At 66.6% G+C, this 15898-nt stretch carries 13 protein-coding genes; 12 read left to right on the top strand and 1 reads right to left on the bottom strand.

Translation table 11 applies throughout. From position 1 onward, the window contains the following. Position 1: 1 nt before the first annotated feature. On the bottom strand, positions 2 to 919 hold the full coding sequence (locus DXK93_RS15695) for a LysR family transcriptional regulator (protein WP_054451055.1): 918 nt from the start codon (positions 917 to 919) through the stop codon (positions 2 to 4). Positions 920 to 1060: 141 nt separating this feature from the next. Here DXK93_RS15695 and metE point away from each other — a divergent pair, with 141 nt between their 5' ends. The 12 genes from metE to DXK93_RS15640 all read left to right on the top strand — a co-directional run bounded on the left by metE (position 1061) and on the right by DXK93_RS15640 (position 15896). Beyond that, positions 1061 to 3358, top strand: a complete 2298-nt coding sequence (gene metE, locus DXK93_RS15690) for a 5-methyltetrahydropteroyltriglutamate--homocysteine S-methyltransferase (RefSeq protein ID WP_119450545.1) — start codon at positions 1061 to 1063, stop codon at positions 3356 to 3358. Between the two features lie 230 nt (positions 3359 to 3588). Continuing rightward, positions 3589 to 7572: a Pls/PosA family non-ribosomal peptide synthetase gene (locus DXK93_RS15685; protein ID WP_119450544.1), complete on the top strand. Its 3984-nt coding sequence runs from the start codon at positions 3589 to 3591 to the stop codon at positions 7570 to 7572. After that, positions 7569 to 8135 (top strand): 4'-phosphopantetheinyl transferase superfamily protein, encoded by a 567-nt coding sequence (locus DXK93_RS15680; protein ID WP_119450543.1) that lies wholly within the window; start codon positions 7569 to 7571, stop codon positions 8133 to 8135. The genes DXK93_RS15685 and DXK93_RS15680 overlap by 4 nt, the downstream gene beginning before the upstream one ends. Positions 8136 to 8215: 80 nt before the next feature. Beyond that, positions 8216 to 8818: a DUF2889 domain-containing protein gene (locus DXK93_RS15675; protein WP_054451331.1), complete on the top strand. Its 603-nt coding sequence runs from the start codon at positions 8216 to 8218 to the stop codon at positions 8816 to 8818. Between the two features lie 10 nt (positions 8819 to 8828). Further along, on the top strand, positions 8829 to 9989 hold the full coding sequence (gene sucC, locus DXK93_RS15670) for an ADP-forming succinate--CoA ligase subunit beta (RefSeq protein ID WP_054451059.1): 1161 nt from the start codon (positions 8829 to 8831) through the stop codon (positions 9987 to 9989). A gap of 22 nt (positions 9990 to 10011) precedes the next feature. After that, the gene (gene sucD, locus DXK93_RS15665; RefSeq protein WP_013392545.1) at positions 10012 to 10893 is read left to right on the top strand and encodes a succinate--CoA ligase subunit alpha; all 882 of its coding nucleotides are present in this window, start codon (positions 10012 to 10014) and stop codon (positions 10891 to 10893) included. 357 nt (positions 10894 to 11250) lie between these two features. Beyond that, positions 11251 to 11949, top strand: a complete 699-nt coding sequence (locus tag DXK93_RS15660) for a TerC family protein (protein WP_054451060.1) — start codon at positions 11251 to 11253, stop codon at positions 11947 to 11949. A 112-nt stretch (positions 11950 to 12061) separates the two neighbouring features. Then, on the top strand, positions 12062 to 12781 hold the full coding sequence (locus tag DXK93_RS15655) for a TerC family protein (RefSeq protein WP_054451061.1): 720 nt from the start codon (positions 12062 to 12064) through the stop codon (positions 12779 to 12781). Continuing rightward, positions 12768 to 12890 carry a hypothetical protein gene (locus DXK93_RS32495; RefSeq protein ID WP_042792647.1) on the top strand — a complete coding sequence of 41 codons (123 nt, stop codon included), beginning with the start codon at positions 12768 to 12770 and terminating at the stop codon, positions 12888 to 12890. The genes DXK93_RS15655 and DXK93_RS32495 overlap by 14 nt, the downstream gene beginning before the upstream one ends. Positions 12891 to 12899: 9 nt before the next feature. Continuing rightward, complete coding sequence (gene hemC, locus DXK93_RS15650) at positions 12900 to 13847, top strand: hydroxymethylbilane synthase (RefSeq protein ID WP_119450542.1); 948 nt, start codon at positions 12900 to 12902, stop codon at positions 13845 to 13847. Beyond that, a complete protein-coding gene (locus DXK93_RS15645; RefSeq protein WP_119450541.1) occupies positions 13847 to 14665 on the top strand; it encodes a uroporphyrinogen-III synthase in 819 nt (272 codons plus the stop codon). Before hemC ends, DXK93_RS15645 begins: the two co-directional genes overlap by 1 nt. A gap of 37 nt (positions 14666 to 14702) precedes the next feature. Beyond that, positions 14703 to 15896, top strand: coding sequence for a uroporphyrinogen-III C-methyltransferase (locus DXK93_RS15640; RefSeq protein WP_119450540.1), 1194 nt, complete (start codon positions 14703 to 14705; stop codon positions 15894 to 15896). Positions 15897 to 15898: the final 2 nt, after the last annotated feature.

The following is a 15898-nucleotide window of genomic DNA, read 5'->3' as shown; positions in this document are numbered from 1 at the left end:
CTTACTTTGCCGACTTGATCCCCGACAGCGTCTTGAAGCAGACATCCCGGGTAATGGTCAGGAACTCATCGATGTACGACGCGTCCGTGTCTTCGCTGCGTACCGTCGCGTACAGCGTGCGCCATACGCCTTGCGGGCCCAGCCGGCACAGCCGCAGCCAACCCTGATTCATGTATTCCGTCAGCGCCCAGTTGGGCAGCGCGGCCACGCCGCGGTTGCTGGCTACCAGTTGCGCGATGATGGGAGTGAGTTCCGCGCGGCGGACGGCGGCCGGTTCCACGTCGGCGGGGTCGAGGAAGGCCGTGAAAATGTCCAGGCGCTGCTTGTCCACGGGATAGGTGATGAGCGTCTGGTCGGCCAATTGCTCCGGCATGACGAACTTGCTGCCTGCCAGCGGATTGGATTCCGACACGGCCAGCACCAGCTCGTACTTGAACAACGGCAGGTATTCCACCGCCTCGAGCGGCTGGGGATCTGACGTGATGACCAGGTCCAGGTCGCCGCGCACCAGAGCGGGCAGGGGGGCGAAGGAAAACGCCGCCGACAGGTCCAACGCCACGTCCGGCCATTGCACGCGGAAGGCATCCAGGGCCGGCATCAGCCACTGGAAGCAGGAATGGCAGTCGATGGCCAAATGCAGCCGGCCGGTGCGGCCCGCGGCCAGCCGCTGCAGGTCCCGTTCCGTCGCGCGGATGCGCGGCAGCACGTCATCCGCCAGCGCCAGCACCCGCAGTCCCGCCGTCGTCAGCCGAGCCGGCCGCGTGCGGCGGTTCAGCAACGGCGTGCCCAGCCGGGTTTCCAGGTCGCGCAACTGATGCGACAGGGCCGACTGGGTCAGGTGCAGGCGCTCGGCGGCTTCCTGCAGGCTGCCGCCGTCGCGGATGGCGGAAAGCGTTTCAAGGTGGCGGATTTCAAGCATGGGTGACCGCAGGATTTGGGAATAAGCTCATATTCTATGAGATTTTCTCATTTTATGAATGTAGACATTGATTTTGATTCATTTTGATTTGGCCTCAAAATGGCTGTCACTTGAACAAATTTTGTCTAATGGTGGTGATCCATGACTACGATTCATAATTTGGGGTTCCCCCGCATCGGCGCCCAGCGTGAACTGAAGCGCACAGTCGAAGCTTATTGGGCCGGCAGGCAAACCGCCGAGGAACTGGAACAGACGGGCCGCGAGCTGCGCGCCAGGCACTGGAAGCTGCAGGCCGCCGCCGGCCTGAAGTTCGTGCCGGTGGGAGACTTCGCCTGGTACGACCAGATCCTGGAATGGAGCACGCTGCTGGGCGCCGTGCCTGCCCGCTTCGGCCAGCACGACAACGAACCCGTCACGCTGGACACACTGTTCCGCATGGGCCGTGGACGCGCGCCGTCGGGCAAGCCCGCCGCCGCCTGCGAGATGACCAAGTGGTTCGATACCAACTATCACTACATCGTGCCGGAACTGGCGCCGGGCCAGACCTTCCGCATCGCCCGCGAATCGCTGTTCGAACAGGTCCAGGAAGCGCAGGCCCAGGGCTACGCCGTGAAGCCCGTGATCCCCGGCCCGCTGACCTGGCTGTACCAAGGCAAGGGCGACGCCTTTGCCGCCGGCGCCGCCGATGAGGGCAAGCTGCAACTGCTGGCCGCGCTGCTGCCGGTCTACCAGGAAGTGCTGGCGCGCTTCGCAAAGCTGGGCGTGCAGTGGGTGCAGATCGATGAACCCATCCTGGCGCTGGATCTGCCGCAAGCCTGGCGCCGCGCGTTCAAGCAGGCCTACGACCAGCTGTCCTCCAGCCCGGTCAAGCTGTTGGTGGCCACCTACTTCGACGGCCTGAAGGACAACCTGTCGACCGCCCTGGGCCTGCCCGTGGCCGGCCTGCATGTGGATCTGGTCCGCGCACCCGAGCAACTGGCGGAAGTGGTTGCGGGCCTGGGCTCCGGGCAGGTGCTGTCCGCCGGCATCATCAACGGCCGCAACATCTGGCGCACCGACCTGGATTCGGCCATTGCCACGCTGGCCCCGATCAAGCAGCAATTGGGCGACCGCCTGTGGCTGGCGCCGTCGTGCTCGCTGCTGCACGTGCCGGTGGACCTGGCGCATGAAACCGAGCTGGACGCGGAACTCAAGAGCTGGTTGTCGTTTGCCGCGCAGAAGCTCGAAGAACTGAGCCTGCTGGGCCGCGCCCTGGACGGCGCCACGCAAGCGGCCACGCAGGAAGGCCTGGCCAGGCAGCGCGCCGCGCTCGCCGCCCGCCGCGCTTCGACCCGCATCCACAATCCGGCCGTCGCCCAGCGCATGGCCGGCGCTGCGGCCGTGTCGCGCGATCGCGCGCCGTTTGCCGGCCGCATCGCCCGCCAGCAGGAACAGCTGGGCTTGCCCGCCTACCCGACGACGACCATCGGCTCCTTCCCGCAGACCGCGGAAATCCGCGCCTTGCGCCGCGACTGGAAGTCGGGCGCGTTGACGGACTCGGGCTACGAGACCGCCATCCGCAAGGAGATCGAGGAAGTCATCCGCTTCCAGGAAAAGGTAGGCCTGGACGTGCTGGTGCACGGCGAACCCGAGCGCAACGACATGGTGGAGTACTTCGGCGAGCTGCTGGCCGGCTTCGCCTTCACCAAGAACGGCTGGGTTCAGAGCTATGGCTCGCGCTGCGTCAAGCCGCCCGTCATTTTTGGCGACGTTGCGCGCCCGGCGCCGATGACGGTGGGCTGGTCGTCGTACGCGCAGTCGCTGACCGACAAGCCGGTCAAGGGCATGCTGACCGGGCCGGTCACCATCCTGCAATGGTCGTTCGTGCGCGACGACCAGCCGCGCGAGCAGACCTGCCGCCAATTGGCGCTGGCGCTGCGCGACGAGGTGGTGGACCTGGAAGCCGCCGGCATCAGCGTCATCCAGATCGACGAGCCCGCCATCCGCGAAGGCCTGCCGCTGCGCCGCGCCGATTGGCAGGCCTACCTGGACTGGGCCGTGGATTGCTTCCGCCTGTCGACCGCCGGCGTGCGCGACGAAACGCAGATCCACACCCATATGTGCTATTCGGAGTTCAACGACATCATCGAGTCCATCGCCGCCATGGACGCGGACGTGATCACGATCGAAACCTCGCGCTCCAACATGGAGCTGCTCAAGGCGTTCGAGGACTTCCGCTATCCGAACGATATCGGCCCCGGCGTGTACGACATCCATTCGCCGAACGTGCCCGAAGTGGACTGGATGGTCGGCCTGATGCAGAAGGCCGCGGCCCGCCTGCCCAAGGAGCGCCTGTGGGTCAATCCTGACTGCGGCCTGAAGACGCGCGCCTGGCCTGAAACCGAAGCTGCGCTGCTTGGCATGGTGCAGGCGGCCCGAGCCTTGCGCCAGGCGGCCTGAGCAAGCAGCTTGCCCTGACGCCGCCGGGATCCCAAGGGTCCGGCGCCAGCCCTGATCCGTGCATGTCGCGCGCGGAGCAGGGCTTTTTCCTTGCAGCCGCAAGGTCCTTCTGATGGCTGCAAGCCACAGCCTGCGCGCAGCGTGGATGTTTTTTTTCAAACTTGCTTGAACGAAATTCCGCGGCGGGGGTCAATACGCAAAAATCCCATTGCTGGATCCTTGTCGTTCCTATGATTCTCCAAGGCCCCTGTCGGCCCGACCTGCTGCTCGCAGAGACGCTGCCCGACATTCTGGAAGCCACGATCCGCCGGCATCCCGCCGCCGTCGCCATTCATTGGCTGGATCACACTCTCACCTACGACATGCTCGGCCAGCGCGCCGATCTGGCCGCGCATCATCTGATGCAGGCCGGCGTGCGGCCTGGCGATATCGTGGGCCTGTGCCTGCCGCGCGGCGCCGACCTGCTGGTGATGCAGGCGGCCATCGCGAAGGCGGGCGCGGCCTGGCTGCCGTTCGAGTCCGACACGCCGGTGGACCGCATGCTGGTCTGCCTGCAGGACGCGGGCGCTCGCGGGCTGATCGCGGGCGCCGAGGTCCGGCTGGACGGCATGGCCACCTGGACCACCTGGGCCTTGTCGGAGCCGGTCGAAGGCGCTTTGCGCAGGCGGGAAGGGCTGCTGCCCGAGCATCCCGCCTACGTCATCTACACCTCGGGCTCCACCGGCAAGCCCAAGGGCGTGCCTGTCAGCCATGCCAGCATCTGCCACTTCCTGCGCAGCGAAAACGCGGTGCTGGGCGTGCGCCACGAAGACAAGGTCTACCAGGGCTTCTCGGTAGCCTTCGACATGTCGTTCGAAGAGATCTGGATCAGCTATCTGGTCGGCGCGTCCCTGTGGGTGGCGCCCAAGATGCTGACCACGGACCCCGAAGGCCTGCCGGACGCGTTGGTGCGGGAAGGCATTACCGTGTTGCACGCCGTGCCGACCTTGCTGGCGCTGTTCGCGCGCGACGTGCCCGGATTGCGCATCGTCAACCTGGGCGGCGAGGTCTGTCCGGACTTCCTGGTGCCGCGCTGGGCCACGCCCGGCCGGCGCCTATTCAATACCTACGGCCCCACCGAGACCACGGTGTCCGCCAGCCTGGCCGAACTGCTGCCCGGCCAGCCCGTGACCATAGGCACGCCGCTGCCCAACTACGGCATGCTGGTGCGCGGCGAGGATGGCGCGGTGCTGCCGCAAGGGCAGGTGGGCGAGCTGTGCATCACAGGCCCCGGCGTGGCTGGCGGCTATCTGGGCAGGCCCGAGCTGACGGCCGAGAAATTCCTGGCCAATCCGCGTCCGGCCGGCGATCACGACACGCGCATGTACCGCAGCGGCGACCTGGCGCGCATCGACGAGCACGGGCAGATCCACTGCCTGGGCCGCAGCGACGATCAGGTCAAGGTGCGGGGGTTCCGGGTCGAACTCGGGGAAATCGAGGCCGCGCTTTACCGCCTGCCGGGCGTGGGCGCGGCCGCCGTGGTGCTGCGCGATCTCGCGGGCATCGAGCAGCTGGTGGCTTTCCTCAAGCCCGAGGGCGAGGCGCGGCTGGACCCGCATGCGATGCGCGCCGCGCTGGGCGCGGACCTGCCCGCCTACATGATTCCGGGGCGCTTCGAACAGGTGGCCGATGTTCCCCGTTTGACCTCGGGCAAGATCGACCGCAAGGCGCTGAAGGCGCGCGAACTGGTGGCCGTGTCCGAGCCCGGCGGCGAAGACGACGAACCCGTCACGCCGGGCGAGCGGGCCTTGTTCGACGCCTTGCGTCCGCTGTTCCCGGGACAGCCGCTGCGGCTGGCCAGCGACTTCTTCCGCGACCTGGGCGGCCATTCGCTGCTGGCCGCGCGCCTGGTGTCGTCGCTGCGCAAGCATCCGCATTTTTCCGCGCTGACCATGCACGAGCTTTACCAGCATCCTGTGCTGGCAACGCTTGCGGCCCGGCTGGACGCGCTGGCTTCGGCCGAAAGCGACGCGGCCCAAGCGGCGGGCGTCGCCGGCATTGGCGCCGATCCCGCGCCCGCGCCCGAGTGGCGCCGCTGGACCTGCGGCCTGGCGCAGTTGGCGGCCTTGCCGCTGCTGATCGGCGTACGCATGCTGATCTGGCTGACGCCGTTCTTCACGTATCACTATTGGACGGGCGACGAAGGCGACTCCGTCTGGCGTGCGGTGGTCCTGTCCATCGCCAGCTATCTGGCCTGCAATCTGTTGAGCTTCGGCGTGGCCGTGGCCTGCAAGTGGGGCATTCTTGGCCGGCTCAAGCCCGGCAGCTATCCGATGTACGGCTGGCTGTTCTACCGCTGGTGGCTGGTGGACCGGGTGATGGACATTCCGCCCGCGCATCTGCTTGCGGGATCCCCGTTGCAGGTCTGGTACCTGCGGGCGCTGGGCGCGCGCATCGGCCGCGACGCTGCCATCAGCCGGGTGTCCGTGCGTGCGCCCGATCTGCTGTCGGTGGGCAACGGCGTGAGCATCGGCGCGGCGGTCAACCTGGAGAATTTCTCGGTGCGCGGCGGCGAGTGGACGGTGGCGCCGATCACGTTGGCGGACAACACCTACATCGGTTCCTATTCGGTGCTGCAAGGCGACGTGGCGATGGGCGAGGGCGCACGGCTGGACGGACTGTCTGCGTTGGCGCAGGGCGCCCGCGTGCCTGCGGGCCAGATCTGGAGCGGGGCGCCAGCGCGCCACGATCCGCAGGCCCGCGCTCCCGAATTGCCGCCGCGGCCGCAACGCCACGGCATCTGGAGCCGGCTCGACTGCATGGCCTATGCGGCCGGCGGTACGCTGATCGCCGCGCTGTTCTTCATGCCGGTGTTCCCGAGCTTTGTGCTGATCGACTGGATCGACGCGCGCTGGCTGGACCTGATGGGCGCGCGAGTGCCCTGGCCTCAAGCTTTCCTGAGCTATCTGCTGCTGGCCTTGCCTGCCAGCGCATTGCTGTTGATGCTGACGGTGCTGGTATCGGCGTTGCTGCGATGGACGCTGTTGCCGCGTCTGGCCAGCGGCCGCTGGCCTGTATACGGCCAGATCTACCTGCGGCGCTGGTTGACGAACCAGATCCAGGAATCGAGCCTGAGCGTGCTGCACGGCCTGTACGCGTCGATCTACGCGGGCAACTGGTATCGCCTGCTGGGCGCGAAGGTCGGACGCGGCACCGAAATTTCCACCGCCATGGGCGTGGTGCCCGACATGCTGACCCTCGGCCGAGACAGCTTCATCGCCGACGGCGTCATGCTGGGCGACGAGGAAATCGACGCCGGCTGGATGACCTTGCGGCCCACCGTCATCGGCAACCGCAGTTTCGTCGGCAACGGCGCCTATGTGCCGGACGGCTCGGTACTGCCCGACGACGTGCTGATCGGCGTGCAGAGCCGCGCGCCGGCCAATGCCCGCATGGCCAGCGGCCAGACCTGGCTGGGCAATCCGCCGCTGGCGCTGCCGGCGCGCGAACAGACCGCGGGCTTTCCGGCGCACCTGACTTTCCGCCCCAGCCTGGGGCGCAAGATCCTGCGCGGCGGCGTCGAAGGCATGCGCATGGTCCTGCCGCTGGCCGTGGTGATCGCGGTGGGCTATCTGACCGTGATGAAAGTCATCCCCATGGCCGCCCGCGAAGGCTTTGTCTCCGCTTTCGACGAGCTGATGCTGGCCGGCGTGTTGTACGGCGTCGGCGCGTTCCTGTTCCTGGTGGCGCTGAAATGGGCCTTGATCGGCCGCTACAAGCCGCGCGCCGAGCCCATGTGGACGCCGTTCGTCTGGAAGAGCGAAGCGGTCACCAGCCTGTATGAATCCATAGCGGTGCCCAACTTCTTCAACTTCCTGCGGGCCACGCCCTGGCTGCCGCTGGCCCTGCGCTGCATGGGCGCCCGCATCGGCAAGCGCGTCTTCATGGACACCACCGACATCACCGAGTACGACTGCGTGTCGATCGGCGACGACGCGGTGCTGCACGCCTGGTCCGGACCGCAGACCCATCTGTTCGAAGACCGCGTGATGAAGATCGGCATGGTCCGCATCGGCGATGCCGTCAACGTCGGGCCGCGCAGCACCATCCTGTATGACACTCGGGTCGAAGCGGGCGCGCGCCTGGGGCCGCTGACGCTGGTGCTCAAGGGCGAGGCCATTCCGGCGGGCCAGGCCTGGATCGGCAGTCCGGCCACGCCTTGGGAGCAGCGGTGACCGGACCCCGGAGGCTGACCGGGGAGGGCGCCCCGGTCGAATTGTGGCTGCTGCACCTGCCTGCCTCCCGCCACAGGCAACGGGAGGCAGCCCGGAATTGGCTGGCCACGGAATTGGCGCGGCGCGATCCGCAAGCCGCGCCCGGCTGGACGGAAACGTCCAAGGGTCCGCAAATGCCCGCAGGCGCGCGCTGGAACAGTTCCTTCTCTTACTATGGCCCCTATATTCTCTGCGGCCTGTCCCGGCTGGGCCTGCCGGGCGTGGACCTGACCGGCGCGCAGGCCTGGGCGGGCGATGCGGACGTGATCCGCCTCTATTGCGGCCCGCAGGCCGCCGCCGAACTGGCCGCCAGTCCGCCGGCCGCCCGGGCGGACGCCTTCGCCCGCGCCTGGAGCGCGCTGGAGGCGCGCCTGAAAGCCTGCCGGCGGGGACTGGAGGAATACTCCCCCGAGCGCGAGCGGCACCTGGCCGCTGCCCGCATCACCTGCCAGCTCCGGCACCAGGGCCTATGGGCGGCAGCCGCACTCTGCGGCGGCGCGTCAGGCGCCAGTCAGGGGGCTTGATCGCAGGCCGCCTGCGCTATACTTTGAAGGTTTTGTTGCCGCGCACCATGCGCAGGCATCTCGCCCCGCAGGCCCCCAGCATGCCCTTGCCACCGCCGGACTATCCTCGCCAACCATTGCACACGCGTTCCATACGCGTGCAGTCGTATGCGCGCGAAGACGGGCACTGGGACCTGGAAGCCGAGCTGATCGACGTCAAGGCGTACGATTTCCCCAAGCGCGACGGCGAGATGTTCAAGGCCGGACAACCCATCCACCACATGCATCTGCGCATCACCATCGACGAGAACTTCTCGATCGTGGCGGCGCAGGCCGTCTATGACGCCGCTCCCTACGGCGAGCATTGCATGGCCATCGAACCGGCTTACACTGATCTGATCGGAATGAACCTGCTCAAGGGGTTCCGCCGGCAGGTCAAGGAGCGGTTCGGGCACGTGGAGGGCTGTACGCACATGACCGAACTGTCGCAGGTGCTACCCACCGCGGCGGTGCAGACCATGGCCAACCGCCGGCGGCAGGAAAACAACCCGAACCGGCGTCCATTCCAACTGGACGGCTGCCACGCGCTAAGCACCAGCGGCCCGGTGGTGGCTGAGCACTATCCCAAGTGGTACACCGGGGGTAGCGCTGAGGCATCGGCCGATTCGTCCTCCGATTCACCTTCTTTTTCTCATACGTCCTGACAGGTAACACATGAAAATCCACGAGTATCAAGGCAAGGAACTGCTGAAGCAATTTGGCGTCCCCGTGCCGCGCGGGATTCCCGCTCTTTCCGTCGACGAGGCCGTGGCTGCCGCTGAAAAGCTGGGTGGACCGGTTTGGGTCGTCAAGGCACAAATTCACGCGGGCGGCCGCGGCAAGGGCGGCGGCGTGAAGCTGGCGCGCTCGCTGGACGACGTCCGCAAGCTGGCCTCGGAAATCCTGGGCATGCAGCTGATCACGCACCAGACCGGCCCGGAAGGCCAGAAGGTCCGCCGCCTGTACATCGAAGACGGCGCCGACATCCAGAAGGAATACTACGTGTCGCTGGTCACCGACCGCGCCACCCAGAAGGTTGCCTTCATCGCCTCCAGCGAAGGCGGCATGGACATCGAGGAAGTGGCCCACTCCACTCCCGAGAAGATCATCACCGAATACATCGACCCGCTGACCGGCCTGTCGGCCGAGCAAGCCACCAAGATCGCCAACGCGATCGGCCTGCCCGCTGACTCCACCGCCCAGGCCGTGGACGTGTTCCAGAAGCTCTACAAGTGCTACATGGACACCGACGCCTCCCTGGTCGAAATCAACCCGCTGAACCGCGACAGCAAGGGCAACATCATCGCCCTGGACGCCAAGTTCAACTTCGACTCCAACGCCCTGTTCCGTCACCCGGAAATCGTCGCCTACCGCGACCTGGACGAAGAAGATCCGGCTGAAATCGAAGCCAGCAAGTTCGACCTGGCCTACATCCAGCTCGACGGCAACATCGGCTGCCTGGTGAACGGCGCCGGCCTGGCCATGGCCACCATGGACACCATCAAGCTGTTCGGCGGCGAGCCGGCCAACTTCCTGGACGTCGGCGGCGGCGCCACGGCCGAGAAGGTCACGGAAGCCTTCAAGATCATGCTCAAGAACAAGGGCGTGAAGGCCATCCTGGTCAACATCTTCGGCGGCATCATGCGCTGCGACGTCATCGCCGAAGGCGTGATCGCTGCTTGCAAGGCCGTCAACCTGAACGTGCCGCTGGTCGTCCGCATGAAGGGCACCAACGAAGAACTCGGCAAGAAGATGCTGGCTGACTCCGGTCTGCCGATCATCAGCGCCGACACGATGGCCGAAGCCGCCACCCGCGTCGTAGCCGCCGTCAAGTAAAGAAAAATCCAAGGATTCACAAATGTCGATTCTGATCAACAAGGACACCAAGGTCATCACCCAGGGCATCACGGGCAAGACGGGCCAGTTCCACACCCGCATGTGCCGTGAGTACGCCAATGGCAAGGCCGCTTTCGTGGCCGGCGTGAACCCCAAGAAGGCGGGTGAAGACTTCGAAGGCGTGCCGATCTTCGCTTCGGTGAAGGACGCCAAGGCTGACACCGGCGCCACCGTGTCCGTCATTTACGTGCCGCCCGCGGGCGCCGCTGCCGCCATCTGGGAAGCCGTCGAGGCCGAACTGGATCTGGTGATCTGCATCACCGAAGGCATCCCGGTCCGTGACATGCTGGAAGTCAAGAACCGCATGAAGGCCAAGGGCAGCAAGACCCTGCTGCTGGGCCCGAACTGCCCGGGTCTGATCACCCCCGACGAAATCAAGATCGGCATCATGCCCGGTCACATCCACCGCAAGGGCCGCATCGGCATCGTCAGCCGTTCGGGCACCCTGACGTACGAAGCCGTGGCGCAAGTCACCGAGCTGGGCCTGGGTCAATCCAGCGCCGTCGGCATCGGTGGCGACCCCATCAACGGCCTGAAGCACGTCGACGTGCTGAAGATGTTCAATGACGATCCCGACACCGACGCCGTCATCATGATCGGCGAAATCGGCGGACCCGACGAAGTCAACGCTGCCGAGTGGGCCAAGGACAACATGAAGAAGCCGGTCGTCGGCTTCATCGCTGGTGTCACCGCTCCTCCCGGAAAGCGCATGGGCCACGCCGGCGCGCTGATCTCCGGCGGCGCCGACACTGCCGACGCCAAGCTGGAAGTCATGGAAGCCTGCGGCATCCGCACCACGCGCAACCCGTCCGAAATGGGCAAGCTGCTCAAGTCGGTGCTGTAAAAAGCGCCTGGCCGCGCGTCCGGACGCTGCTTGCGTCCGGCGCCCGCGGCCTGCTGGCGGAAGTCCCGCTTCCGGCGTCAAACCCCTGGCTCCCGGCAACTGGCATCCGCCCATCGAAGCCCGCTCCGGCGGGCTTTTTTTCGTCTTTTTTTCCGTAATCCTAGGGAAATCCCGCGTCCACGTCGCGGCCTGGCAAACATACGGAAAGCTGAACGAAACTATAATGAAAGAAATTCTGCACGTACCCAGCAAGAATGCCGTCGGGCTCGCACCAAGACGGCCAGTACGTTTTTTTTCGTCTTATTTCACCCATTCATTTGGTTTGTCCTAGGGGGATCACACCTAGGAAAGAGAGGCATGGAACTCAGTTCAGCGGCATTCTGGATAGCATTGCTCCAGATCATTTGGGTCAACATTCTGCTATCGGGCGACAACGCCGTGGTTATTGCGCTGGCGGCGCGTTCGCTGCCTCCGGCCCAACAGAAAAAAGCGATCGTGGTCGGCTCCGCCGCGGCGATCATCATGCGTATCGTGCTGACGCTGGTAGCGGCCAAGCTGCTCCTGCTGCCCTGGCTCAAGCTCATCGGCGCGCTGCTCCTGGTCTATATCGGCGTGACGCTGCTGTTGCCCGAGGGCGAGGAAGACGGGGCCGGCAAGACGCAAGGCAATCTGCTGACCGCAATCCGCACTATCATGATTGCCGACCTGGTCATGAGCCTGGACAATGTGGTGGCCGTTGCCGCCGCCGCCATGGGCGACACGACCTTGCTGGTGTTGGGTCTGGCCATCAGTATTCCGCTGGTCATCTTTGGCAGTACGCTGCTCCTGAAGGTCATCGAGCGCTTCCCGGTCATCGTCTGGGTGGGGGCGGCGCTGCTGGGTTTCATCGCGGGCGAACTGCTGGTGGGCGATCCGGCCTTGCAGGAACCGGTGGCGCGCATCGACGCTGCCCTGGGCGTGACGCAGCACAGTTTTGCGCTGATGACAGGCGCGTTGGGCGCGGTGCTGGTGCTGGCTATCGGCAAAGTTTTGCTGATGCGCCAGAAAGCTGACTGAAAGCTGAATTATACTAATACGTTGTACTGAATAAGCCCGCCGCGTCGCGCGCGGCGGGCTTTGCCGGACCGGGACCGGCCACTCTTTTCATAAATGCCTTCGGGGGTTCATAGTGCTTGAGTTTTTCCAGACGCTGAGTTGGACAGCGGTATTCCAGATCATCCTCATCGACATCCTGCTCGGCGGCGACAACGCCGTCGTGATCGCGCTGGCCTGCCGCAATCTGGCGCCCAAGCAGCGCATGCAAGGCATTCTGTGGGGTACCGCGGGCGCCATCATCCTGCGCGTGGTCCTGATCGCCTTCGCCCTGACGCTGTTGTCGATCCCCTTCCTGAAGGTCGTGGGCGGCCTGCTGCTGGTCTGGATCGGCGTCAAGCTGCTGATTCCCGAGGACGATGCCCATGGCAACATCAAGGGCGGCACATCCATCGCCGCCGCGATCAAGACCATCATCATCGCCGACTTCGTGATGAGCCTGGACAACGTGATCGCCATTGCCGGCGCGGCCCAGAACGCCCACGCCGACCACCAGATCGGCCTGGTCGCCTTCGGCCTGATCGTCAGCGTGCCCATCATCATCTGGGGCAGCACCCTGGTGCTCAAGCTCATCGACCGCTATCCGCTGGTCGTCACCTTCGGCGCGGCCTTGCTGGGCTGGATCGCCGGCGGCATGCTGATCACCGACGTGGTTGTCGAGCGTCAATTCGGCGTGCAGCCCACTGCGGTTAAAATCGGCGCAGAAATCATTGGCGCCTTGCTCGTTGTTGTCCTTGGACGGTGGCTGGCAAGCCGCAAAACCGCTTCCAAGGAATCAGCACATGAGTCTGCGTAGATCCACCGATCCCCAGCAATCCGAATCGGGCCTGAGCCTCCTTCAGGGCCTTTTCGTGCTGGCCATCCTCGGGGTGGTCGCGACGGTCATCGTCTCCAATTTCGTTTGATGCCGTCTCGTGTCTCTACCGCAACGCCTGGTCATCGCGACCCGCGCCAGCCGGCTTGCCCTGTGGCAAGCCGAGCATGTGCGCGACCGGCTGCGCACGCTGTACCCGGCGTGCGCGGTTGAGCTACTCACCCTGACGACCCGAGGCGATCAGATCCTCGACCGCACGCTTTCCAAGGTGGGCGGCAAGGGTCTGTTCGTCAAGGAACTCGAAAACGCGCTGCTCGACGGCCGCGCCGATCTGGCCGTGCACTCCTTGAAGGACGTGCCGGTCGATCTGCAGGCGCCGTTCGAGCTTTGCGCTGTCCTCGATCGCGCGGATCCCCGCGATGCCTTCGTCTCCAATACCCATGGCTCGCTGGCCGACCTGCCCGCAGGCGCCGTCGTCGGCACGTCCAGCCTGCGCCGCGAATCCCAGATCCGTGCGCGCTATCCCGAGCTGGTCGTGAAGCCGCTGCGCGGCAATCTCGATACGCGCCTGGGCAAGCTGGACAAGGGCGAATACGACGCCATCGTGCTGGCCGCTGCCGGCCTGGAGCGGCTGGGCCTGGGCTCGCGCATCCGCAGCCTGCTCGAACCGGAAGACAGCCTGCCGGCGGCCGGGCAGGGCGCCTTGGGCATCGAGATCCGCGACGACCGCGACGACATGCGCGCCTGGCTGGCCCCCTTGGTCAGCGCCGACACCACGTCCTGTGTGGTGGCCGAGCGCGCCGTGTCCCGCAAGCTGGGCGGATCCTGCCAGGTGCCCCTGGCGGCGTACGCTGAAATTGCCGGCGGCACCTTGTCGTTGCGCGCCTTGGTGGCGTCGCCCGACGGCGTGCGCATGGTCCATACGGCCCGCAGCGGTCCGGTGGCCGAGGCCCAGGCCATCGGCGAGGCCGCGGCGCAGGCGCTGCTGGACGCAGGCGCCCAGGACATCCTGCGCGAACTGCTGCAAGACCCGCCCAGGGCCGACTGATGGTCATGGCGTCCGCAGCCGCCGAACCGCCGCGGGTCGCCATCCTGACGCGGCCCGACGGCCGCAACGAGGCCCTGGCAGGCCGCCTGCAGAGCGCCGGCTGGACGCCCTGCATTCTTCCCGCCCTGGAAATCCAGGTTTTGCCGGCCGCGACCGGCGGGCCGCCGCGTCCGTCCGACTACGACATGGTCGTGTTCGTCAGCGGCAATGCGGCCAGGCTGTACCTGGAACAATGGGCGCAGGCGGACGGGCCGGCTCCCTGGCCGGCGGGCGTCATCGCCGCCACAGTCGGGCCGGCCAGTGCGCAGGCCTTGCGCCTGTCCCCCTGCTTTGGCGCGAATACAACAGTTTTGCATCCCCCTGAAAGCGCGCCCAGCCACGATTCCGAGGCGCTCTGGGCGGTTTTGCTGGGGCTGCCGCAAATGCCCGCGCGCGTGCTGCTGGTGCGCGGCACGCAGGGCCGCGACTGGCTTGGTGACAAGCTCGAGGCGCACGGCGCGGCCGTGACGCGCCATGCTGCCTACCTGCGGCGCCCCGCGAGCTGGGGCGCCGATCAGGTCGCCAGCCTGCGGCGCTGGGCGGAGGCGGGCATTCCGGCCACTTGGCTGATCACCAGCGGCGAGGGCGCGGATGCGTTGCGGGCAGGTCTGGAGGCGGCTGGCCTGGCGGACTGGTGGGCGCGGTGCAGCTTTGTGCTGACGCATCCCTCCCTGGAGCGCCGGCTGCCACAGCCCTGTCATGAAGGCGGGGCGCGGCCGATGGTAAAAATCTGCTTGCCCAACGACGAGTCGATATTCCAGGCTTTTGTTGCTGCTTGATTCGTTGCATCGGACTGACACCGAATACAATCGCGTCATGACAGACAAGACTCCCGCTACCGATCCGGTCGTTCCGACGGCCGCCCCGGGTGCAAGCGCGCCCGCGTCGGCCCCGGCCGATTCCGTCAAGGCCCGCCCGGCCAAGCGCCGCAGTGGCCCGCTGGTCCCCGCCCTCATCATCCTGATCCTGTTGGCCGCCGGCCTGGGTTACGCCCTCTGGATGCAGCGCACCCAGTTCGTGTCCGCCGGTCGCGAGGTCGCCACGCGCCTCGAAACGCTGACCACCGATCTGGCGCAAGCCCGCAAGGACACCCGCGAGGCCCTGGCCCTGGCTCAAGCCCAGGCCGGCCGCGTCGGCGAACTTGAAGACACCGTGCGCGAAACCCAAAGCCAGTACAGCGCCTTGCAGCTGGCTTGGCAGAACTTCAACGACAGCGCCAGCGACGAACTGCTTGCCAACGACGTCGAGCGCCTGTTGACCATCGCCAACCAGCAACTGCGGCTGGCCGGCAATGTCTCCAACGCGATCGTGGCGCTGGAAACGGCGCAATCGCGCCTGGCGCGCGCCGACCGCCCGCGTTTCTCCAGCCTGCAGCAAGCCATCAACGGCGACCTGGACCGCTTGCGCGCCGTGTCCACCGTGGATATCCCTGCCCAGTCGGCCCGCATCGACCGCCTGGTGGCGCTGATCGGCAAGGCGCCGCTGCTGGTGCCGGACGCCGCCGCCCCGGGTGTGGCGCCTGCCGGCGAAGCCGCGCCGGCGGCCGCACCTGCCCCCGCGGTCGATCCGCTGGCGGGCTTGCCGGCCGACGCGCCCTGGTGGCAGCGCTGGCGCGCCGAGATGGCCTCCTGGCCCGGCCGCGCCGGCTCCGCGCTGGCGCATGAACTGGGCGGCCTGATCACGATCCAGCGCGTGGACGAGCCGGCTGCCTTGCTGCTGTCGCCCGACCAGGCCGACCAGGTGCGCGGCACGCTGCGCCAACGCCTGCTGACGGCGCAACTGGCCATGCTGATGCGCCAGCCCGCCGTCTGGAAGAGCGAACTCGACAACGTCGGCGTCACGCTCGCCAAGTATTTCGACGTCCGGTCCCCCGACACCGTCGCGGCCCAGACCCTGGCCCGCGAACTGGCGCAGACCGACATTGCCGTGCGCATGCCGGAAGTGGCCGACAGCCTGAACGCCGTGGCCGCGCTGCGCGCCGCGGGCTTCAAGACCAGCGGACAGGACTGAGG

Origin of the sequence: Achromobacter sp. K91, from assembly GCF_003576205.1 — a bacterium.
Taxonomy (GTDB): domain Bacteria; phylum Pseudomonadota; class Gammaproteobacteria; order Burkholderiales; family Burkholderiaceae_B; genus Achromobacter; species Achromobacter aegrifaciens.
Note: the sequence above shows the minus strand (reverse complement) of the source record. Positions and strands in the feature narration are given on the sequence as shown.